The following is a 22,732-nucleotide window of genomic DNA, read 5'->3' on the forward strand; positions in this document are numbered from 1 at the left end:
CTCGCCAACTGGCACCTTTCGCTCTCTGAGGTGATAAAGACGGCGACGATCGGCGAGGGTGAACTGCTGATAGCAAAGCGACATGCCAAAATCTCCAAAGTGAAGCCATTGAAATTACTGGCATGTCGCACTTGGAAATAGAATGTACCTGGCAGCACATAAGGATCGCATAATAGATATTATGGAACCATAGCACGAACCTCAGACTCCCAAACCCGCTACCGCGACGCGGCAACGTAAGTCGACAACGGATGAACCCGAGCTAAAAAGGAAGCGTGTTGTTAGAGTGGTTGTTCACCATTCCCCGAGAAGTTCAAAGCCGATCAGGACGATGTCGGATGATCTATTGAGCAACTTCAGATAATAGCGGAGGCATCGATAGCGGAATTGCCTCGGAGTAACATCGTGAAATCTCGATTGTCGTCCCAACTTGTACTTTCAGCATTTGCACTGCTCGCCAGTTCGACGCTTGCTTCCGCGGGCGGCTGGCAGACCGACACGCAAGGCACATCCAATTGGCATGTGACGCCGCCAATCGGGCAGTGCAACGTCAGTCGGGCTAGGAACAGAGCAATACGCGCCGGCATTTACCGCAGCGAGATCGTCTATCGCGACGAGAACGTGCTGACCTTCAGAGGGCTGACCATTAACGGGGATCGCAAGGAGATCACCTTCGGAAATGAGTCAAGCTGCCCGGAACTGGAGTCGAGAGACATTCCATAGAGTGCCGGACAGACCATACAGTTAAAGCTGGGCAGTCATGCGGAAAGCGCCACAACTTCGGCGCTCAGCGCATACAAAGCCGCGCTGAGCACTCGAACCATCACTGCAAACCGTCCCACACCTAGGTGAACGCGTAAGGCTTGTAATCCGTATCGTAACCGAAGTAGCGCGGCCCCACCAAGGCGATCCCGGCCGGTGTCTGCCATTGCGGGTTACACGGGAAGGCGAGCGCCACGAGGCGCAATCCATACCGCAAGGAGTCTGCGGTCACGGGAGCCCCCGTCTCAGCCTCCAGCAGCGTGATGAGATCGGGCGTCGTGCAAATTATCTTGCCATCCCGCTCAGCCATCAGGAATTCGTTCTGGAAATCCAGCCTGAAGCCGTGGCCTTTCCAATCGTCGAGACCGTCGAAACGCGCACTGCCCCGGGCAAAGCCACCGATGGTGCGGCGATCGACATCCTTGACGCGGCCGTGGAAGATGATGCTCGCGCCGAGCAACCTGGTGATGGCAGCCACGGGATCGGCATGTGCTGTTCGGGTTTCCCGCAGTGTGCGGCCAAGGTTGACGCATAGCGACAGCGTCCCGCGCACAACCGCCTTCTTGGCCACCTCTCCGCTCATCGGATAGAAGGCGAGCAAGGCAGAACCGCCCATTTCGACAGTTGCGGCGCGCGCCAGACGTTCCGTCCAGCCGTTGCTCACTGTTTCCAGAACCAGTGAATTGCCCTTGTCGTCGCAAAGCACCATCGGCGTTGCCGAGACGCCGTGCAGCGTAAAGGTCTCCATCTGCAGCTCGGGATAGGCACGCCCCATGCCGTCACCATCGACGAGCGGCAGGCCGCTTGCTGCGGCGACAACGAAAGGCGTGGTCGAATTGATCCCACCTGCCTCGCCGCAAAGCACCGCGTCGATCTTTCGCCCCAGCACTTTCTCGAGCTGACGGAAGGCATTCATCAGTTCGTCGCCCTGGGGCAGCTTTTCGGTCATGACGGTCGGAGCGCCCATCATGCAGACGGGCACGACCAGCGCGTCGTCCGGCAGTTCATCGACATCGACAAGCTTTACGGGGCCATGCTTGCGGATCGCTTCCTGCGCCATCAGCTTGCCGACATAGGGATCGCCGCCGCCACCCGTGCCGAGAATGGCGCCGCCGATCGCGATGTCTTCGAGATCCTCTGCATGGATCGTTCTCAACGTCTTCATCATTCCCCCTATCGCGCAGTCTGGCGCGTAACGAGCGGCTCGAATGTCAGCTCCGGAAAACCGAAGGCTTTCGGCCCGACGATTTCGAGTGCGCGCGGCGTTTTCATCAAATCGTGCACCGGCAGGCCGATGACGGCGACGCGCTGGCCATAGCGCAGCATCTCCGTGGTGATCGGCTCACCGGTGTCGATTTCGAGATTCATGATCAGGTCGGGCACCATGATGACCGGCTTCTCGTCGATCCAGAGCACGAGGTTCTCGTTCTGGATGGCGATGCGGGCTTCCGAACCCGTCCAGTCGCCGGTCCCAGTAATGATGGCATGGCCGCGCGCAAAGCCGCCCTTCAGTTCGCGGCGGATATCGACGATCTTGCCGGTGAAGAAGAGCTTGGCGCCGGCGCTTTCAATCACACGCTCGACGACATTCTGACGCTTGGCGCGGGCATCGAGCACCGTGCGGCCGATTTCCAGTGCCTGGCTGACCGTGCCGGGGATGGCGGTGCGGCGGACGAAGTCGCCACGCATCGGCGCGGTGGCGAAGCCGGCCCCTGCCCCCATGGCGACAGCCGTGTCGCGGGCGAAACGCTCGAGCCAGAACATGTCGATGACGTCCTTGAAAACGACGACATTGCCCTTCTCATCGGCGATAGCCGCCGGCGAGACCGGTGCGCCGTAGATCATGTAAGTCGTCATCTGCACCTCGGGGAAGGCGCGACCCATGCCATCACCATCGACGACCGGCAGTCCGGCCATCGCGGCGGCAATGATCGGTTCGATGGAATTGGCGCCGCCGATTTCGGCGGAAATCACTGCCGAAACCTTGACACCCGCGGTCTCCTCGACCGCGCGCATCGCGCGATAGCATTCGCCGCCTTCCTCGATCTTCTCGACACCGACAACGGGCGCGCCGATGCCGCCGACCTCAGCGACCCAGCTGTCCTCTGCAAGCGCCTCCAGCGGTATCACCCGCACCTGTGCGCCTTTGCGTATCAATTCGCGGGCGCGCAGCATGCCGATATAGGGGTTGCCGCCACCGCCGGTCCCGAGCAGCGCTGCACCGATCGACAGCGGCAACAGGTCCTCTTCCCTAAGCAGGTAACCTTCAGCGGGCATTGAGCTCTCCCACAGCCTTGACGCGGATGCGGGTAGCATTGCCCGGCAGATAAGCGAGCGGCACATCCTCGACATCAACGATCTCGATGGAGTCGCGTGCAGCGCCTGCCGCAACCGCTGCTTCGATGGCACGGCTCTTGGCATCTTCGAGTGATTTCTCGCGCCCCATTTCGGCGAGTGCATAGACCCGGTCGACTTCACCCGAGACCTGCGCGATCGCCGCGCCGACGGCGTTGGCGACGCCGAAATGCGATGGTTTGATCACTTCGAGTCCTGCAATCGGCCGATTGACGAGGATGGAGCCACCGCCGACGACAATGACAGGCAAGGGATCGGGAGACAGGCGGGAGCGCTCCACGCAATCCTCGAGCATGTCGTGGATCTTTTGCAGTACGCGCTGCAGCAGATCGGCCGGAAGATGGGAAGCCTTGGCAGGATCGCCGAGTGTCGCGTTGCCGGCAGCAACGGTGATATCGGTCGTCGTCAGCGTCTTTCCGCCGAAGATGAGCGCTTCCGTCTGAATACGGTAGCCGACCGACACGGGACCGACCTTGATGCCGTTCTCCGTTTCGACGACATGCGAACCGCCGCCAAGGCCGATCGAGAAGACGTCGGGCATGCGGAAATTGGTGCGCACGCCACCCACTTCGACGGCGACCGTGGCCTGCCGTGGGAAACCTTTATACAGAGAGCCGACATCCGATGTCGTGCCGCCGATATCGACGACGATTGCATCGCTGACACCCGAGAGGAAGGCCGCACCGCGCATGGAATTGGTGGGACCCGAGGCGAAGGTCAGGACTGGGAATTTCTCGGCGAAGGCGGCATCCATCAGCGTGCCGTCATTCTGCGTCAGGAAGAACTTGCCCTTGATGCCGGTCTCCGCGATCGCCTTGCGGAAGGCATCGATTACATGGGCCGAGAGATCGCGCAGGCAGGCGTTCATGATTGCCGCATTCTCGCGTTCGAGCAGGCCGATGCGGCCGATCTCGCTGGACAGCGTAATATGAGCGCCTGGAAGTGCCTTTTCGAAGATCTCGCCAGCGCGCTTTTCAAAGTCAGTGCTCACAGGCGAGAAGACGGACGTGATGGCGATCGTGTCGATGCCCTTCGCCTTGATGTCGGCGGCGATCTTCAGCAGTTCTTCCTCGTCGAGCGGTGAGATCACCCGGCCGTCGAATTCATTGCCGCCATGAGCGAGATAGGCATGATTGCCGATTGCCTGCTTCAGATCCTCCGGCCAGTCGACCATCGGGGGCAGCGAGGCGGTGGCCGGCAGGCCAAGCCGCACGGCAGCCGTCTGGGCGAGATCACGACGCTGAACGACAGCGTTCGTGAAATGTGTCGTGCCGATCATGACGAAGTCGACCGCGGATGCCTCCATCCCTGAGGCTGCGAGCACGTCACGCAGCGCGTTGACGACACCGCTCATGACATCTGCTGTTGTCGCTGACTTCACGCCGGCAATCACGTCCGGTCCATTCATGATGACGGCGTCCGTATTGGTGCCGCCGACGTCAATACCAATTCTGATCATCAGTCCTAACCTCGTTGGTGACTTGCTTGTTGATCGACTTCCCTGAGCGCCAGCAATTTCTCGGCTGTCGGGATCTCCCCGTCGATCAATGGAATTTTCGGGCGCATCGCCTCCTCCTCCTTCGAAATGACGGGAACGGAGGCGAGGAGAAGCCGGGTATAATCGTGGGATGGGTTTTCGAAGACGGAGGATACCGCCCCCGTTTCGACGATCTGGCCACGATAGAGCACACCGACATTGCCGGCGAAATTACGCATCAGGCTGAGATCGTGGGAAATGAAGAGATAGGTGAGGTCCATACGCCCCGCGAGATCGGTCAGAAGATCGATGACCCGCGCCTGCACCGACACGTCGAGCGCCGAGGTCGGTTCGTCGAGCACCAGCAGTTTCGGCTCGACGGCGAGTGCCCGCGCAATTGCCACGCGCTGTTTCTGGCCACCGGAAAGCTCATGCGGATAACGCTCGGCGAAATTCGCCGGCAGTTGCACCATCTCCAGGAGTTCGGAAATGCGCTGGCGCCTGTTGCCGGAAAAGCCGTGCGCATCGAGCGGCACGGCGACGGACTGGCCGACGGTACGACGCGGATTGAGCGAGGAGCCTGGATTCTGGAAGACCATCTGCACATGCCGCGAATGGTGACGTCTCGTTTTCGCAAGGCCTTCGCCGTCAATCAGGATTTCGCCGGCATCCGGTTTTTCGAGCCCCATGATCATGCGGGCGATGGTCGACTTGCCGGAGCCGCTTTCGCCGGCGAGGCCGTAGACCTTCCCCTTCTCGATCGAGAAGGAAACGTCGTCAACCGCCCTCACCTCGCCGATCTGGCGGCCGAAGGCATTGCGAACGGGAAAGGATTTCGCAAGATTGCGGATCTCAAGCATCGGCGTGCTCATGCGGTGACCTCCCGCTGGAGCGCGTGCCACCCGTCAGCCGCGGAACGGCATCGATCAGGCTGCGGGTATAGGGATCGCGCGGATTGTCGAAGATACCGGCGGTCTCGCCGTGTTCGACAATGGCGCCCTTGTTCATGACATAGACATAGTTCGAGGTCTCGCGCACAACGCCGAGATTGTGGGTGATCATCAGCAGCGCCAGACCGCGCTCTTCAACAAGATCCTTCAGCAGCTTCAGGATTTGCGCCTGCGTGGTGACGTCCAGCGCGGTGCCCGGTTCATCGGCGATCAAAAGCTGCGGTTCACTCAAGAGCGCCATGGCGATCAGCACGCGCTGGCGCATGCCGCCTGACAGCATGATCGGGAAGGCCTGCGTAACGCGCTCGGGATCGCGCATGCGAACCTGTTCGAGCACCTGATGGACACGCACCATGCGCTCCCTGCGCGAGCGCGAGCGGCCGAGACGCTTATCCGCATATTTCAGGATCGTGCCCATCTGGTCGCCAACGGTGAAGACCGGATTGAGCGAACTCATCGGGTCCTGGAACACCATGGACATGGCGGTACCGCGCAGCCGCAGCCGGTCCTTCTCGGGCATGGTGAGCAGATCGGCGCCATCATAATAGATCTCGCCGGATGTGATGCGGGCGGGTGGCTGGCGTAGCAGGCCCATGATCGCCTTCATCGTCACCGTCTTGCCGGAGCCGCTTTCACCGACAAGGGCAACCTGCGATCGGGCCGGGACGTCGAGGCTGACGCCGTGCAGCACGCGGCTGGTGCGGCCATAGGTGGAGAACTCGACCGAGAGATTGCTGACACGCAGGAGAGGGAAACTCATCGGACCTCCTGGACGTCGAAGAGGTCTCGCAGGCCATCACCCAGGAGGTTGAAGCCCAGCGCGACGAAAAGAATGGCGGAGCCAGGCAGAACCGATTCCCACCAGTAATCCGGCAGGAAGGCGGCGCCTTGGGCAACCATCGTGCCGAGATCCGGCGTCGGCGGCTGGATGCCAAGGCCCAGGAAGGAGAGCGAGGCGCCGACGAGGATGACGAAGCCGCAATCGAGCGAGGTCTTCACGGCGATTGCCGAGACGCAGTTCGGCAGGATCTCGCGGAAGAGGATATGGAACTTGCTCGCACCGAGTGTCTCCGCCGCCTCGATGAATTCCTGGGCGCGGATCTGCTTGGTGATCGAATAGATCAGTCGTGTGTGCCATGTCCACCAGAGCGCCGATATGGCAAGCAGCGAATTGATGAGGTTTGGCGACAGCACCGCGGCGACGGCGAGCGCCATGACGAGCGGCGGGATGGCGAGCGCGATATCCGTCACGCGCATGATCAGCACCTCGACCCAGCCTCCAAAATAGCCGGCGAGAATGCCGAGGATGGTGCCGATCGGAACGGCCGTGCCGAGCACGACCAGCGCCAGAAGCAAGGAGATACGCATGCCGAAGATCACGCGACTGAAGATATCGCGGCCGACATTGTCCGTGCCGAACCAGAAGTCGCCTGATGGCGGCAGATGGCGGGCGCGAAAATTGACGGCAGCACCGACATGTTCGGGATGCGGCGTGATCCATGGCGCGAGGATCGCGGCGAGCACGCAGATGATGACGATCGCTGCACCGATGACGGCGGTCGGATTGCGCGAGAAGCGATACCAGTTCTGATAGGCATTCGAGAGGCGTTCGACCTCGATAACAGGCGTATCGGACATCAGCGCCTCCCCCGGATACGAATGCGCGGATCGACAATGCCGACCAGCACATCGATGACGAGATTGACGATGACGAAGAAGACGCCGGAGACGATCACCACGCCCATGACTGCGTTCAGGTCCTTCTGCATGATGGTGCGCACGCCATAGGCGGCCATGCCGGGCCAAGCGAAGACGAGTTCGACGACGAAGGCGTTGCCGATCAGCGATGCGAATTCGAGGCCGGAAATGGTGAGAGACGGAACGAAACTCGGCCGCAACATATATTTGAAGACCCGCACGCGCTCGGGAATGCCAAAGGCACGACTCGCCTCGATATAATCCTGGCTGGAGACGTCGATCATCGAGGAGCGCGTGATGCGGGCGATCTGACCCATGGTCGCCGCGGAGAGCGCGAGCGAGGGAAGAAGGAGATAACGCAGGCCCTCGCCGAAAACGTCCAGCCGCCCATGCAGCAGGGAATCGAGCGTGACGAGACCGGTAATATCGGCACTGAAGATCATGCCTGGCGGAAGGCGCCCGGTCGTCGGCAGGATATGCAGCACATAGCCGGCAAGGATCTGCAATACGAGCGCGAGGAAGAAGCTCGGCGTCACGGCGGAAAAGATCGCAATCAGCCGCACCAGATTATCTGGCCATTTGTCCTTCCAGCGCGCGGCAGCGACACCCAAAGGAACACCGAACAGGAAGGCGATGGTGATCGTGGCGAGCACCAGTTCAAAGGTCGCTGCAAAGGTCTCGCGGATATCGTTGCTGACCGGGCGCTTGGTCAGAAGCGACAGGCCTAGATCGCCGCCGACGAGCCCGGATACATAGATCCCGTATTGCTGGATCAGCGGCTTGTCGAAGCCGAGTGTCTGGCGAAATTGCTCGACCTGCTCATTGCTGGCACGCGGCCCGAGCGCCAATCTCACCGGATCCCCCGGCATGCCGCGAGCGATCGTGAAGATCACCACCGACAGTCCGAAAAGAACAAGCAGCGACCACAAGGCGCGCCTGACCAGGAAGAGGAGGAATTCCAATGTTCCAGCCCTGTTTCAATTCATGATGGAGGATGTGGACGGCCCTTTCGGACCATCCTTTCCGGGCAGTTCGTCATGAGGGTGACACTGCCCGAAACGCGCTCAGCCGTTACTTGCAGGTCCAGCGATAACGGGTGAACTTGTAGTCAAAGGACTGCATCGGCACGGCATGGAAGCCTTCCAGGCACTTGTCCATGGCATGCTGTACCGTCTGCGTTTCCAGGAAGACATCCGGCTGCAGATCGACGATCTTGTGCTGCAATTCCTTGTAGATCTCGGCCTGCTTGGCCTTGTCGGGCGTTTCGCGAGCCTGATCGATCAGGGCATCGATCGCCGGATCCTGCACCCATTCGGCTGAAGCCCAGGTGCCGGCCGCTTTCGAATGATATTGCGTGAAGAACATGGAATCCGGCGAAGGATAGGTCGGGCCGAAAAAGATCTGGTTGACGTTTGGCGTCGTTTCGACCTTGCCGGCAATTTCCGTCACTCGGTTCCAGGGATCGGCCTGCTGTGTCACCTTGAAGCCGAGCTGTTCGAGGTTCGACTGCATCAGCAGGCTGAGCTCTTCCTCGAACTTGGTGCCGGCAACATAGCCAAGCGTGATCGGAATCTCGCCGCCGGCATATTTCGACTGGGCAATTTCCGCCTTGGCAGCCTCGAGATCGTATTTCGGTGCCGGCAGGTCGCTCGCATAATAATCGGCAAAACCTGAAGGCAGGGGACCGTTCAGCTGACCGCCAGGCACGATGACGCTGCGGATCGTGTCGTAGTCGGTTGCATAGGCAAGTGCACGGCGAATATGGATATCGTCGGTCGGCGGTACCTTGGTATTGAGCTTCAGGTAGAAGCCGATCGTCGTATCTTCGCTGACGATGTTGAAGCGGCCCATCTCCTGCAGCGCCTTGTAGGTATCGGGCGCCTGGTATTGGCTGCTCATCGTGAGTTCGCCAGAGGCTGCAAGCGAGCGTACGGTCGCCTCGTCATTGGTGATGATCCAACGCACTTCGTCGATCGGGCCGTCATTGAAGCCCTTGTAGTATTTGGGATCGCGTTCGATCGTCATTGACGCGCCACGGTCCCAGTTCTTCAGGGTGTAGGGACCCGCACCGGCAGTCTTCGTCGAAAGATAGGTCTGGCCGTCATCACTGCCGGCATTGGCCTTGACCACATCGGCATTGACGATGAAGACGGCCGGGACCGTGCTGAGGAACGGCGCGAAGGCTTTCGAGAGGGTGAATTTAACGGTGTGCGGATCGACGGCCACGACCGAACCCGGCTTCAGCACGTCTGCGAAAAGGTTGGCCGGCCCGAGATTGATCTTCAAAAGCCGTTCGAAGGAATAGACGACGTCTGCGGCCTCGACGGGCGAACCATCGCTGAAATGCGCGTCGGAACGCAGTTTGAAGGTCACTTCCTTGGCATCCGGCGAGACCGTCCAGCTCTCGGCAAGCTCAGGCTGCAGGTTGCCGCTGGAATCGACGGTCACCAGACCGTCGTAGAGGTTCACGGCAGCCATATAGTCGGTGTAGTCAGAGATCTTGGCGGGATCAATCGTACCGAAGATCTGAACGGTATTCATGGTCACTGTTGTTTTGGCCGCGGCCGAGCCCGCAAAGCCGGCGGCAAGCACGGCCATAGCGGTAGAAGCAATCAGCTGTAATCTGCTCATGATATCTCCCGGTTCAAAAGTTCCCTGCGACCATTTTGATCGCTTTTGTTGGACCGCCTTGTACCCAGCGCTAAACGGTACGGTCTGCTCGGGAGGGACATCCAGCACTTGGGTTGCCGGTTTGCAGCGTTCCCATCGCTGACCCATCCGATTGTCCGCCAGAGGAGGTCTGAGAAGAAGATTGCATATGCAAAGCAACCTGCTCAACAGATGACGGGTCTAGGTTTTTGTTTAAATGGTCTAGGTTTTGTGTCCGCGGAGACGCCGATCTCGCCCGGATTCTGAATCAGCTGACAAAACCGAGCGCCCTTGCCGCGCTGATCGCCTCCTGCCGGTTGCGGCAGCCGAGTTTGCGATAGACATTGCCGAGATGGAATTTTACCGTCGCCTCGCTGAGGCCTAGGGTGCTGGCAATGAACTTGTTGGCAGCGCCTTCCGAAATCATCAGCAGGATCTTGCTCTCGCGCCGCGACAGGTCATTGCGCCCGCCCGCAGAGCGGCTCGACAACCTTCCACTGTCGCGCAGCTTGCGGATGATCTGCCTGATAGGCAGCGACGTCGCCAGGAAGCCACCGATGCGCTGGTTGTCGATCAACTCCTCCAGGAAAACACGCTCTTCCGAAAGCGGGGCGATTGCGCCAAGCCGGGCGCAATCCTCAAAGATCTTCTGCAGGATGGCACGGGCACGCGTCAGGTTGCGCTGGCGCTTGGCAATATAGGCGAGCCAAATCTGCCCACTCAGACGCTGGCGGTCAGTCAGATGCAGATTGCCAATAATGCCCTCGATCAGATCGTCAAGTCCAGGGCGTGCAGGCTGCTCGTACGTTATCTGGCGCAGCCATGCGAGCGCGAGCGCGATCTCGTCGCGATCATGCAGATGGACAAGCTCTCCGTCATTGCTCACCACCCGGTTCCGGTCGACGCGCGACGTGATTGCTGCAAGGCATTGCGACGCCTCCTGCCAGCGATTTGCATTCTGCAGGATGGCCGCTTCGCGGATTTCGATCATCGCCTGGAACTGGCGGTTGGACACCTGATAAACTCGCCAACGGTCGAGAAAGCTGCGCGCCGCGATCGTCGAGAAATGGTCTCCAAGTGCCTGGCTGCCGTAGTGCAACGCAAATTCCAGCAGGCTTGGCCAGATCTCGCTATGGGAGAAATCGTCGATCTCGAGGCTGAGAAACCGCGCAAGCGGTTCAGCCCGTCCGGTCTCGTATTCGACGCAGGCCTCAAGGAGCAATTGAAGACGCTGATCATTTCGGCTTTCGAATGGAAGCTCGCGAAGACTTTCCGCAGCCCGGAGCGAATGTTTGCGGGCCGCCAGCGCATCACCCATCAAGAGACGGATCAGCGCCTGATGGAGGCTGACATAAAAGCAGAGCATCGGGGCATTGGCGCGCTCGTAATGGTGCATTGCACGTTGCGCCACTTCCTCTGCCTCCGCAAAACGCCGGTTTCGGATGTAGAATTCGAGCACGGAATTGTAGAAGCTGCCGCGAAAAAGATGGTCGTCGAGCGGGAATTCGGCAACGAGCGCGAAGCAGGTTTCCAAGAGCTTTTCGGAGAAGAAATAGTCTTCATAGATGAGCATCAGCAGCCGGAATGCCCTGAATTCCCGAGAAAACACGGCATTCTGGGCAAAGACTGCCTCCGGATCGTTGGCCAGATCGCCGAAACGGTCGGCAAGCAGTCGACGCGCACGCGACACATCCCCGAGTTTCAATGCCTGCAGTGCGAGTGCAAGCACCAGGACTTCGCTTTGCAGCGCGTAGCTTCGCGGAAAACCGGCGAGAATTCGATCATAGGCTTCCGGTCCATGGAAATAGAGGAGGAAGATGCCTTTCGCCTCGGTGAAGACCTTGAGCGCGTTGTCGTATAGGCCAATGCGCTGGAATATCTCGATCGCTCGTATCGGATTGCCATGGCCTGCAAAACTGTCCGCAATCGCCTTGGCGTCTGCCAGCACCTTGATCCGCTCCGCTATCACGGCATCGAGCGCACGATCGATCTCGCTGGCGATCGCCTTTACGCGCAGGCCGTTCTCCGCGACGAGGGGAAGGAAATGGGATTGTTCGCGAAAATCCCCTTTGCCCGTATCCAGAACGATGCGGAGATCGACAAGGACTTCGGGTGGCGCGGATTGAAGAAGCTCGCTTTCGAGGAATGCGCTCAAGCGTTCAGCGCTCAATGTCGGATTGAATGCAATCAGGGGCCACCCGCCTGATGCGTGCATGATTTCAGCCACGCCCTCGGCAAAAATCTCTGTCGCTTCGTGCTGGTCGATCAGCAGAAAAGCTTGGTCCACGACATAGGCCTGACCATAGGCGATAGCCCGCGAGAGGCCTGGCAGCAGCGTATCGGGGCGCTTTGCGATAAAAATCCGCGCCCGAGCCGACAGAAAGGCTTCAGGTAAGGCGGCCGGCTTGCCATGGGGTGGGATATCCCAGATGCAGACCTGATCAGGTCGCCATGCGGGTGCCGTTTCATCGGCGTGAATCTCGGCGCCGAAATGAGCGGCAATCTCATTCAGAGCCGACGTCTTGCCCATGCCGGCGGGCGCGTCGAGAACGACGATCGGCTCGCGGCGCGCCAGAAGAGCATCGAAGACTCGAGGTCTGTGGACCAAATGCTGCACTCAATTCTCTGGGGTGAACATGCGTTCATCAACCCGCTTCACGCATGTCATAGCAGCAGTGAGGTACCGAATGAACTACCTCTTTCTCAGGAGTATTTTGACGATCTACGTGCTGGTCACTTTGCTGCAGAAACCGACCACGTCCTAACTTAGCCGGTATTTTGGGGCCGCACAAATCTTGTGCGTTTTATCTACGCCATTTCACGAATTGCCCATCAGATAGGCATCAGTATGCACTTTCACAGCGCTGAATAAAGCGCGACACACGCCAATCTTTGAAAATCAAACACATACGCGATCTGGCATAGCGCTTGCTTCGAGACAGGTAGAGTTGGTGGCTAGGGTTCCGGCGTTTTCAAAAAAGCGCGACTGGTCCGAGAGCTACTACCGGTGGGGGAGAAATCCTGTCGGGTGCACGGCGGGACAAAAGCCCGGGAGACCTCGTAAGCCAAGGGATTGGCGGCACGATGGTCATTGCCGATCCCTTTTGAAGAAAAGCAAAAGGGGAATTTCAATGCAGACTTTTTCGAAGATCCTTTCCGTAACCGCCCTTTCCGCTTCGCTGGCACTGGCTTTCAGTTCCATCGCCGAGGCCGAGCAGAAGACCGAATTCAAGGTAGCCTGGTCCATCTATGTCGGCTGGATGCCCTGGGGTTATGCGGCTGACCACGGCATCGTCAAGAAATGGGCCGACAAATACGACATCAAGATCGATGTCACCCAGTTCAACGACTACGTGGAGTCGATGAACCAGTATACGGCCGGCGCCTTCGATGCCGTGACGCTGACCAACATGGACGGCCTGTCGATCCCGGCCGCCGGCGGCGTCGATACGACCGCCGTCATCGTCGGCGACTTCTCGAATGGCAATGACGCCGTCATCCTGAAGGACAAGGCGAGCCTTGCCGATATCAAGGGCCAGAACGTCAATCTCGTCGAATTCTCCGTCTCGCACTATCTGCTCGCCCGAGCGCTCGAAAGCATCAAGCTGACGGAGCGCGACGTAAAGGTAGTCAACACGTCTGATGCCGACATGGTCGCTGCCTACAAGACCGCCGATGTCACCGCCGTTGTCACCTGGAACCCGCTGGTCTCGACCATCCTCGAAGATCCCACAGCCAAGAAGGTTTTTGACAGCTCGCAGGTGCCAGGCGAAATCATCGACCTGATGGTCGCCAATAGCGGCGTGCTCAAGGACAATCCGAATTTCGGCAAGGCGCTCGCCGGCATCTGGTACGAGACGGCTGCCCTGCTGCGAGCCGATACTGCCGAAGGCAAGGCGGCCCGCGAGGCCATGGGCTCCGCTTCGGGCACCGATCTCGCCGGCTTCGAAGCTCAGCTGGCCGCCACCAAGCTCTTCGACAAGCCGGCCGATGCCGTTGCCTTCACCGCCTCGCCCGGCCTGCCGAAGACCATGGATCTGGTGCGCACCTTCCTTTTCGAGAAGGGGTTGCTCGGCAATGGCGCGCCGTCCGCTGACGTCATCGGCATTGAAATGCCCGATGGCAAGGTACTGGGCGACACGGGCAATGTGAAGCTGCGCTTCACGGAGACCTACATGAAGGCAGCCGCCGACGGTTCGCTCTGATCGCAATGGCGGCGCGGCTTACCCGCGCCGCCTTCCCTTCACCAGCGGAGCATTTCCCATGCGTTGGATCAACACGAGGCCGAGCCGGGGCACGCAATTTGCCTTGATGCTGCTACCCTTCGTGCTGCTCGTTGTCGCCTATGCCTTTGGCTCGGCCGCACGACTGGCGGAAAATGCCAATGACAAGCTTCTGCCAAGCATTGCCGGCTTTGCCGATGCGATCAACCGTCTGGCCTTCGTCGCCGACCAGCGTACCGGCGAATTTCTGCTCTGGTCGGACACGGGCGCGAGCCTGATCCGCCTGCTCTCCGGCCTCGGCATCTCGACGGCAATTGCGCTCGCAATTGGCATGTTGATCGGCATGCTGCCCTATCTGAGGGCGTTGCTTTCCCCCTTTGTCGCCGTGATCTCCATGGTTCCGCCGTTGGCGCTTCTGCCAATCCTCTTCATCGTTATGGGTCTCGGAGAGACTTCGAAGATCGCCCTCATCGTCATTGGCGTCGCTCCGACGATGATCCGCGACCTGGCACTGAAGGCGCTGGAACTGCCTCGCGAACAGATCGTCAAGGCCGAGACGCTTGGCGGCTCCTCCTGGCAGATCGGCCTGCGCGTCGTGCTGCCGCAGATCCTGCCGCGGCTGATCACCTGCCTCAGGCTGCAACTCGGCCCAGCGTGGCTGTTCCTGATTGCGGCCGAGGCGATCTCCTCGGATTCCGGCCTCGGCTACCGCATCTTCCTCGTCCGCCGCTATCTCTCGATGGATATTATCTTTCCCTATGTCGTCTGGATCACCCTGCTCGCCGTGGTGATGAACACTTTGCTCGACCGTCTGCGCATTGCCGTCTTCCCCTGGTCGGAACTGGAGAAGCAGGCATGAGCGAACTCAGGATCGAAAGGGTCTGGAAGGAATATGGCGACCAGATCGTGCTCGAGGACGTATCGCTGACCGTTGCCTCGCGGGCCTTCGTCGCCCTTGTCGGGCCTTCCGGCTGCGGCAAGAGCACCTTCCTGCGCATGCTGCTTGGCCAGGAACGGCCGACGAAGGGTAAGATCCTGCTCGACGGCGTGCCGCTGCCACCGGAGCCGGGACCGGATCGCGGTGTCGTCTTCCAGCGCTATTCCGTCTTTCCGCATCTGACGGTGCTCGGCAACGTGTTGCTCGGCAAGGAGTTGTCCGCCGCGCGCTACAAGGCCAAGCTCTTTGGCGCGGCACGTCGCAACGCTATCGCGGAAGCGCGCCAGTTGATCGCGGAGGTCGGGCTTGCCGGTTCGGAGGGGAAATATCCGGCCCAGCTTTCCGGCGGCATGCAGCAGCGCCTTGCGCTCGCCCAGGCACTCATCATGAAGCCGAAGGTACTGTTGCTCGACGAGCCCTTCGGCGCGCTCGATCCCGGCATCCGCGCCGAAATTCACACGCTGATGAAGCGGCTCTGGCACGAAACGCAGATGACCGTCGTCATGGTTACCCATGACATGCGCGAGGCCTTCACACTCGCCAGCCGCGTCGTCGCCTTCGAACGCCGTCGCGACCGGCCGGAAGAGAAGGAGCGTTACGGCGCCACCATTACAAAGGACATTTCCATCTGGCCGCCGCGCCTTGCCGGCCAGTCAACGATCTTCAGCCCCGACCGGGACGGCCCGGTCGCTTCCCCGGGGCACAGCCGGGACGACCTGGCACCGTCAGGAGAGATGCAATGATGCATGTAAGACGCTCCCCCGAGGAGATCGCCGCCAATCGTGCGCGCTACGAGGAGCATCAGAAGAAGGGCCTGGAATTCGCCCCCAAGGCCCTGCCCGGCCCAAGCCCGCTGCCGGCGCCGGCCATCGATGCGAACACCGTCATCCACCAGGAGACCATCCCCGGTGGTTGGTACTGGTCGACGAAGCTTTTGCGTGGCGAGGCGATCCGCGTCGATCAGGCCGAAGGCAATTCCACCGTGGCGCTCGTCGCCTGGAATGCCGATGATACGAGCGAGCGGATCAATCTCGTCGATACCGCCAAGGTCCAGTGGACGACGGCGCTCGGCAAGGGGCGCGTGATCTTCTCCGACATGGGCCGCGTCATGTTCTCGATGATCGAGGACAGTTCCGGCGCCCACGACTGCCTGATGGGTGGCTCGACGGCCGCCTCGAACGCAGCGAAATATGCCGGCCAGAAGACCCGAAACACCCGCGACAACCTCGTCCTCGCTGCGGTCAAGCTCGGCCTCGACCGTCGCGATATTCCAGGCATCCTCAATCTCTTCGCGCCAGTGCGCCTTGCCGAGGCCGGTGGCTTTGGCTGGCAGGGCAAACGCTCCAACAGCGGCGATTACGTCGAGTTGCGTTCCGAAATGGACATGCTGGTCGGCTTATCCAATTGCCCGCATCCCCTCGATCCGGATCCGACCTACCAACCGAAGCCTGTTGTCATCACCCGCTACAAGGTGGCGGCTCCGGCTGCGGATGATCTTTGCCGCACGGCTACGGCCGAAGCCGTACGCGGCTTCGAAAACAACGCCCTGATGCAGGCTTGAGGAGAGAACGATGTCCGATTTCATCCAGACCTCCCCTGCCCGCAGCGTTCAAAATGCCGCCCAGGATCATTTCATCGCGGCCGAAGCGCCGTGGTCCGGCATCGTGCGCAAGGGCCAGACAATCCGCATCGAGGACAGCTACGGCCAGCAGGCGATCGACACGCTCTTCTATCGTGCCGATGATGTCTCCGAGCGCTATTCCAATCAGGATACGATGCGCATGCAGGGTGCCGCCTATATCGGCATCGGTACGAAAATCGTGTCGAACGAAGGCAATGTCATGCTGACCATGACGGCCGACAGTTGCGGCCGCCATGACACCTCGGCCGGCGCTTGCTCCTGCGAGAGCAACACCGTGCGCTTCGGCCATGGCACAAAATATCTCCACGCCTGCCGCGACAATTTCGTGCTTGAAGTCAGCAAGCACGGCATGGGCAAGCGCGATATCGTGCCGAACATCAACTTCTTCATGAACGTGCCGATCAAGCCGAATGGCGAGATGACAATCGTCGACGGCATTTCCGCGCCGGGTGACTATGTAGAACTCGTCGCCGAGATGGACGTGCTCTGCGTCATCTCCAACTGCCCGCAGATCAATAATCCCTGCAACGGTTTCGATCCGACGCCGATCCGGGTGCTGATCTGGGATGGCGAGGACTGACATGTTCAAGAAAGTCCTGATCGCCAACCGAGGCGAAATCGCCATCCGGGTCATCAAGACCCTGAGGCGCATGGGCATTGCGTCGGTCTCCGTCTATTCCGATGCCGACCGCTTCGCCAAACCCGCAATGGTGGCCGATGAAGCAATCCGCCTTGGGCCGGCACCGGCGAGCGAAAGCTATCTCAATGTCGATGCCGTCATCGCCGCCTGCAAGGCGACGGGGGCGGAAGCAGTGCATCCCGGCTATGGGTTTCTCTCGGAAAATATCGGTTTTGCCGAGCGGCTCGCCGCCGAAGGCATCGCCTTCATCGGCCCGCGGCCCGAACACCTCTCCGCGTTCGGCCTGAAGCATACGGCGCGCGAACTCGCCAAGGCGAGCGGCGTTCCACTCCTGCCCGGCACCGGCCTGCTCTCGAGCGCCGATGAAGCGCTCTCGGCGGCAGAAACGATCGGCTATCCCGTGATGCTGAAAAGTACGGCCGGCGGCGGCGGCATCGGTATGCAGCTCTGCGCTGATCCCGAAAGCCTGAAGGCATCCTTCGAAAGCGTGCAACGCACCGCGCGGGCAAGCTTCGGCGATGCGCGCGTCTATATCGAGCGTTTCGTGGCGGAGGCGCGGCATGTCGAGGTGCAGATCTTCGGCAATGGCAAAGGCAAGGTCATCGCGCTCGGCGAGCGCGACTGCTCGCTGCAGCGGCGAAACCAGAAGGTGGTCGAGGAAACCCCCGCTCCCGGTCTTTCGGCTGCAACCCGCGCTCGCCTGCACAAGGCAGCCATCGACCTCGGCTCGGCTGTCTCCTACGAATCCGCCGGTACCGTCGAATTTATCTATGATCCCATACGTGAGGAATTCTACTTCCTCGAGGTGAACACCCGCCTGCAGGTCGAACATCCCGTTACGGAAGCCGTGTTCGGCATCGACCTCGTCGAATGGATGATCCGCCAGACCGCCGGCGAGGACGTGCTTTCGGGCTCCGAGGCGCTACAGCCGGAGGGAGCAGCGATCGAAGTGCGCGTCTATGCCGAGATGCCGCATGCCGATTTCCGCCCGAGTGCCGGCCTGCTGACGGAGGTTGTCTTCCCCGAAGATGTCCGCCTCGATGGCTGGATCGAGACCGGCACAGAGGTGACGCCTTTCTACGATCCGATGCTCGCCAAGCTGATCGTTTCCGCCGAGGATCGTCCGGCGGCAATCGAGAAGCTGAGGGCAGCACTCTCTGGCACGTCGATATCGGGTATCGAGACCAATCTCGACTATCTTCGCGCCATCGCAGGCTCCGAGCTTCTCGCCAGCGGCAAGGTGGCCACCACAGCGTTGCGGGACTTTTCCTTCGTGCCTGACGTTATCGAGGTGATCGCCCCGGGCGCGCAGTCGAGCATTCAGGAATTGCCGGGCAGGCTCGGCCTTTGGCATGTCGGCGTGCCGCCGAGCGGTCCGATGGACGAGCGCTCATTCCGGCACGCCAACCGTCTCGTCGGCAATGGTGATATGGTCGCGGCACTGGAACTGACGGTCTCCGGCCCGGTGCTGAGTTTCCATACCGACACGGTGGTTGCCCTTGCCGGCGCGAGGATGGCGATGAGCGTCGACGGCGTGAAACTGCCGCATGACGAAGCCGCAACAATCCGCGCTGGCCAGATCCTCTCGATCGGCAGCATCGATGGGCCAGGGCAGCGAGCTTACCTCGCCGTGGCGGGCGGTTTTTCCGCTCCCGTCGTGCTGGGCTCCCGCGCCACCTTCGGGCTCGGCCAGTTCGGCGGCAACGCCACCGGCACGCTGAAGACCGGCCATGTGCTGCATCTTGCCCGTCAGGCCACCGCCGAACCGCCAAAGCCACCAATCGAACCAGCGGAATTGACGCGCGAATGGGAGGTCGGCGTTGTCTACGGTCCGCATGGCGCGCCTGATTTCTTTCAGGATGGCGATATCGAGACGCTGTTTTCGACGCGCTACGAGGTGCATTTCAACAGCGCCCGCACTGGCGTACGCCTCATCGGTCCCGCGCCGAAATGGGCGCGCAGCGACGGCGGCGAAGCCGGCCTTCATCCCTCCAACCTGCATGACAATGCCTATGCGATCGGCGCGATCGATTTCACCGGCGACATGCCGATCATCCTCGGACCGGACGGGCCAAGCCTCGGCGGCTTCGTCTGCCCGGCGGTGATCGCTCGCGACGAGCAATGGAAGATGGGCCAGTTCAAGCCGGGCGATCGCATCCGCTTCCATCCCGTCACGCGGTCTGAGGACCCGATTGCCGGGCCGATCGTGCATCGGGCGAAAGAAGAGACAGGCTCGCCTGTTATTGGCAAGAGCGACGGCGGACCTGTCTCTGTCGTCTACCGCCGCCAGGGTGATGACAATCTGCTGGTCGAATATGGACCGATGACGCTCGATATCGCCCTGCGGCTCAGGGTACATCTCTTGATGCAGGCCGTATCGCAGGCCCGCCTGCCCGGGATCATCGATCTCACGCCCGGCATCCGCTCGCTGCAGATCCACTATGACGGTACGGCATTGACCCGCAAACGCCTGCTCGGTTTGCTGGCGGAGATCGAGGCGAGCCTGCCGGCAGCCCAGGACGTCAAGGTGCCGAGCCGCATTGTGCATCTGCCACTTTCCTGGAACGATCCGGATGCGGAACTTGCCATGCGCAAGTATCAGGAACTCGTCCGTCCGAATGCGCCCTGGTGCCCGTCCAATATCGAGTTCATCCGCCGCATTAACGGGCTGGCAGACGAGCAGACCGTACGCGACGTCGTCTTCGATGCGAGCTATCTCGTGCTCGGCCTCGGCGACGTCTATCTTGGCGCGCCGGTCGCAACACCGGTCGATCCGCGCCACAGGCTGGTGACCACAAAGTACAATCCAGCCCGCACCTGGACGCCGGAAAATGCCGTCGGTATCGGTGGGGCCTATATGTGCATCTATGGCATGGAAGGCCCGGGCGGATACCAGCTTTTCGGCCGCACCATCCAGGTGTGGAACACCTGGCGGCAGACACCGGTCTTTGCCAAGGGCAAACCCTGGCTTTTAAACTTCTTCGATCAGATCCGCTTCTTCCCCGTCAGCCACCAGGAACTGACGGAGGCGCGCAATGCCTTCCCGCATGGCGGCTATCCTGTGAAGATCGAGGAAACGGAATTCTCCTACGCCGCATACGAGAAGGAATTGCAGGCGAATGCCGTCTCGATCGGGACCTTCAAGGCTCGCCAGCAGGCCGCCTTCGACGCCGAGCGCCAGCGCTGGAAGGAGGCAGGCCTCGACAGCTTCGTTACCGACGAAGGCACCGGTGAAAGCCCTGACGGAGATATCCCCGAAGGCTGCTTCGGCGTTGCCAGCGCCGTGCCCGGTAATATCTGGAAACTTCTGGTCGAGCCGGGTGCACCGGTCGCGGCTGGCGACACGCTTGCCATCATCGAATCCATGAAAATGGAAATCAACGTCACCGCACATGCGCCGGGCCGCGTTCGCGACCTGCGTGCCGGCCCCGGACGAAACGTCAAAGCGGGCGATATCATTGTTGTTCTGGAGGAATGCTGAACCATGCTGCCGACCATTCTTGATCTGACAAGCCTTCGCGCAGCCTATGAGGCAGGCAAAAGCCCGCTCGATGTCATCGAGACCGTCATTACGCGTCGGGCCGCCTCGAAGGATCCGGCAATCTTCATCACGCCGACGCCTGATGATACATTGCGGGCCGAAGCACGAGCTCTGATGGAACGTGCACCCGAGCCGAACAGCCTGCCGCTCTGGGGTATTCCCTTCGCGGTGAAGGATAACATCGACGTGGCGGAGCTGCCGACCACCGCCGCCTGCCCGGCTTTCGCTTATAATCCCGAGAAGGACGCAACTGTCGTCGCACGACTGCGGGCGGCAGGTGCGATCGTAATCGGCAAGACCAATCTCGACCAGTTCGCGACCGGCCTCAATGGCACACGCTCGCCCCATGGAGCGCCACGATCGGTCTTTGACGCCGACTATATTTCAGGCGGTTCGAGCTCGGGTTCGGCGGTGACGGTGGCATCTGGCCTCGCCACCTTCGCGCTTGGCACGGATACGGCCGGTTCAGGCCGCGTGCCGGCCGCCTTCAACAATCTTGTCGGCATCAAGCCGACCCCGGGCCTGCTGTCGAATACCGGCGCCGTGCCAGCCTGCAAGAGCGTCGACTGCATCACGATCTTCGCGCCGACGGTCGGCGACGGGGTCGCGATCCGCAAGATTGCCGAGGGCTTCGATGCCACCGATGCGTTTTCGCGGCGTGCCAAGCCGGCAACTCTTCCGGTTGCCGGTCTGCGGCTCGGCGTTCTCGACGGCGCGGAGCGGGAATTCTTCGGCGATGCCAATGTCGAAGCGCTCTATGATCAGGCAATCGAGCGCGCCAAAGCGCTCGGCGCGACGATCGTTCCCTTCGATTATGCGCCCTTCCGTGAGGCGGCTTCTCTCCTCTATGACGGCCCATGGGTTGCCGAGCGCCTAGCAGCCGTCGAGGACTTTCTGGCGAGTAACGCCGACGATTTCGATCCCACGGTTCGCAAGATCATCGAAGGCGCGAAAGGCAAGACGGCAGTCGAAGCCTTCAACGGCCGCTACAAGCTCGAAGATCTCAGGCGCCAGACGGAAGCCGAATGGGCAAAAGCCGATCTGCTGCTGCTGCCGACGGCACCGACGACCTACAAGGTTGCCGATATGCAGGCCGATCCGATCGTGCTCAACGGCCGGCTTGGCCGCTACACGAACTTCGTCAACCTGCTCGATTGCGCCGCGATCGCTGTTCCCGCCGGATTCGGCGACAACGGCCTGCCGGGTGGCGTGACGCTGATTGCGCCAGCCTTCACTGACGATGCGCTGGCTCCCCTTGCCGATGCGCTGCACCGCGCTGCCGCCGCCGGCATGGGCATCGATCGCGCTGCGGTTATCCCTGAGCAGAGCCGCGTCGCCTCATTGACAGACGATACTATCGCCATCGCCGTGGTCGGTGCACATCTGACAGGCATGCCGCTCAATCACGAACTGACCACATTGGGCGGCACGTTGGTAAGGGCCTGCCGCACAGCAGGTGATTATCGCCTCTTCGTGCTGCCTCATACGACCCCGCAGAAGCCCGGCCTCGTGCGCGAACCGGGACATGACGGTCTCGGACTAGAGATTGAGGTCTGGGCCTTGCCCCCAGAGGGCTTCGGCCGTTTCGTTGCCAAGATCCCTGCCCCGCTTGGTATCGGCAAGGTCACGCTGGAGGACGGTTCGAGCATATCGTGCTTCCTCTGCGAAGCCCATGCTGTGAAGGGGGCCGAGGAGATCACGGCTCTCGGTGGCTGGCGGAGCTATATGCGCAGCAAATCGGCCGCCTGAACCGGAGGGGTACGGCAGTGAAATTCATAGTTCGGCTGCTGATGAATGGACTCGTGGCGCGTGCGGGCGCGCTACGAGGTCGACCTGTCATCTTGGTCCGCAGCCCGCT

The 22,732-nt window shown here is 60.9% G+C and carries 17 protein-coding genes and 1 riboswitch; of the genes, 8 read left to right on the plus strand and 9 right to left on the minus strand.

Annotated elements, in window-relative coordinates; all coding sequences use genetic code 11:
• Positions 1–405: 405 nt before the first annotated feature.
• Positions 406–723, plus strand: a complete 318-nt coding sequence (locus AB4Z13_RS20580; RefSeq protein WP_113319982.1) for a hypothetical protein — start codon at positions 406–408, stop codon at positions 721–723.
• Positions 724–844: 121 nt separating this feature from the next.
• Here the strand turns inward: AB4Z13_RS20580 and AB4Z13_RS20585 are convergent, their stop codons facing one another.
• The 9 genes from AB4Z13_RS20585 to AB4Z13_RS20625 form a co-directional block, all read right to left on the minus strand.
• Entirely contained in the window at positions 845–1,930 is a 1,086-nt protein-coding gene (locus AB4Z13_RS20585; protein WP_442206660.1) for a DUF917 domain-containing protein, read from the minus strand.
• A gap of 5 nt (positions 1,931–1,935) precedes the next feature.
• Positions 1,936–3,039 carry a DUF917 domain-containing protein gene (locus tag AB4Z13_RS20590; protein WP_439017972.1) on the minus strand — a complete coding sequence of 368 codons (1,104 nt, stop codon included), beginning with the start codon at positions 3,037–3,039 and terminating at the stop codon, positions 1,936–1,938.
• Positions 3,029–4,576, minus strand: a complete 1,548-nt coding sequence (locus tag AB4Z13_RS20595; protein WP_442206661.1) for a hydantoinase/oxoprolinase N-terminal domain-containing protein — start codon at positions 4,574–4,576, stop codon at positions 3,029–3,031. Before AB4Z13_RS20595 ends, AB4Z13_RS20590 begins: the two co-directional genes overlap by 11 nt.
• 5 nt (positions 4,577–4,581) lie before the next feature.
• Positions 4,582–5,466 carry an oligopeptide/dipeptide ABC transporter ATP-binding protein gene (locus tag AB4Z13_RS20600; RefSeq protein WP_442206662.1) on the minus strand — a complete coding sequence of 295 codons (885 nt, stop codon included), beginning with the start codon at positions 5,464–5,466 and terminating at the stop codon, positions 4,582–4,584.
• Complete coding sequence (locus AB4Z13_RS20605; protein ID WP_442206663.1) at positions 5,447–6,304, minus strand: ABC transporter ATP-binding protein; 858 nt, start codon at positions 6,302–6,304, stop codon at positions 5,447–5,449. Before AB4Z13_RS20605 ends, AB4Z13_RS20600 begins: the two co-directional genes overlap by 20 nt.
• Positions 6,301–7,182, minus strand: a complete 882-nt coding sequence (locus AB4Z13_RS20610) for an ABC transporter permease (RefSeq protein WP_113319987.1) — start codon at positions 7,180–7,182, stop codon at positions 6,301–6,303. Before AB4Z13_RS20610 ends, AB4Z13_RS20605 begins: the two co-directional genes overlap by 4 nt.
• Positions 7,182–8,204 carry an ABC transporter permease gene (locus tag AB4Z13_RS20615; protein ID WP_442206664.1) on the minus strand — a complete coding sequence of 341 codons (1,023 nt, stop codon included), beginning with the start codon at positions 8,202–8,204 and terminating at the stop codon, positions 7,182–7,184. The genes AB4Z13_RS20610 and AB4Z13_RS20615 overlap by 1 nt, the downstream gene beginning before the upstream one ends.
• A gap of 109 nt (positions 8,205–8,313) precedes the next feature.
• Positions 8,314–9,873 (minus strand): ABC transporter substrate-binding protein, encoded by a 1,560-nt coding sequence (locus tag AB4Z13_RS20620; protein WP_439017967.1) that lies wholly within the window; start codon positions 9,871–9,873, stop codon positions 8,314–8,316.
• Between the two features lie 286 nt (positions 9,874–10,159).
• Positions 10,160–12,508, minus strand: a complete 2,349-nt coding sequence (locus AB4Z13_RS20625; protein WP_442206665.1) for a response regulator transcription factor — start codon at positions 12,506–12,508, stop codon at positions 10,160–10,162.
• 327 nt (positions 12,509–12,835) lie between these two features.
• Positions 12,836–12,948: riboswitch (guanidine-I (ykkC/yxkD leader) on the plus strand.
• A gap of 74 nt (positions 12,949–13,022) precedes the next feature.
• Between AB4Z13_RS20625 and AB4Z13_RS20630 the strand changes: the two genes are divergently transcribed.
• Genes AB4Z13_RS20630 through atzF form a run of 7 tightly spaced genes read left to right on the plus strand, consistent with a single transcriptional unit; the run spans position 13,023 to position 22,623 of the window.
• A complete protein-coding gene (locus tag AB4Z13_RS20630) occupies positions 13,023–14,096 on the plus strand; it encodes a putative urea ABC transporter substrate-binding protein (protein ID WP_442206666.1) in 1,074 nt (357 codons plus the stop codon).
• A 58-nt stretch (positions 14,097–14,154) separates the two neighbouring features.
• Positions 14,155–14,973 carry an ABC transporter permease gene (locus AB4Z13_RS20635; protein ID WP_113319991.1) on the plus strand — a complete coding sequence of 273 codons (819 nt, stop codon included), beginning with the start codon at positions 14,155–14,157 and terminating at the stop codon, positions 14,971–14,973.
• The gene (locus AB4Z13_RS20640) at positions 14,970–15,794 is read left to right on the plus strand and encodes an ABC transporter ATP-binding protein (RefSeq protein ID WP_113319992.1); all 825 of its coding nucleotides are present in this window, start codon (positions 14,970–14,972) and stop codon (positions 15,792–15,794) included. The genes AB4Z13_RS20635 and AB4Z13_RS20640 overlap by 4 nt, the downstream gene beginning before the upstream one ends.
• Positions 15,791–16,612, plus strand: a complete 822-nt coding sequence (locus AB4Z13_RS20645; RefSeq protein WP_113319993.1) for an urea amidolyase associated protein UAAP1 — start codon at positions 15,791–15,793, stop codon at positions 16,610–16,612. The genes AB4Z13_RS20640 and AB4Z13_RS20645 overlap by 4 nt, the downstream gene beginning before the upstream one ends.
• A 10-nt stretch (positions 16,613–16,622) precedes the next feature.
• On the plus strand, positions 16,623–17,273 hold the full coding sequence (locus AB4Z13_RS20650; protein WP_113319994.1) for an urea amidolyase associated protein UAAP2: 651 nt from the start codon (positions 16,623–16,625) through the stop codon (positions 17,271–17,273).
• Between the two features lies 1 nt (position 17,274).
• Positions 17,275–20,814 (plus strand): urea carboxylase, encoded by a 3,540-nt coding sequence (uca, locus tag AB4Z13_RS20655; protein ID WP_442206667.1) that lies wholly within the window; start codon positions 17,275–17,277, stop codon positions 20,812–20,814.
• Positions 20,815–20,817: 3 nt separating this feature from the next.
• Positions 20,818–22,623, plus strand: a complete 1,806-nt coding sequence (gene atzF, locus AB4Z13_RS20660) for an allophanate hydrolase (RefSeq protein ID WP_442206668.1) — start codon at positions 20,818–20,820, stop codon at positions 22,621–22,623.
• Positions 22,624–22,732 lie beyond the last annotated feature (109 nt).

Source organism: Rhizobium sp. YAF28, from assembly GCF_052113285.1.
Taxonomy (GTDB): Bacteria; Pseudomonadota; Alphaproteobacteria; order Rhizobiales; family Rhizobiaceae; genus Rhizobium.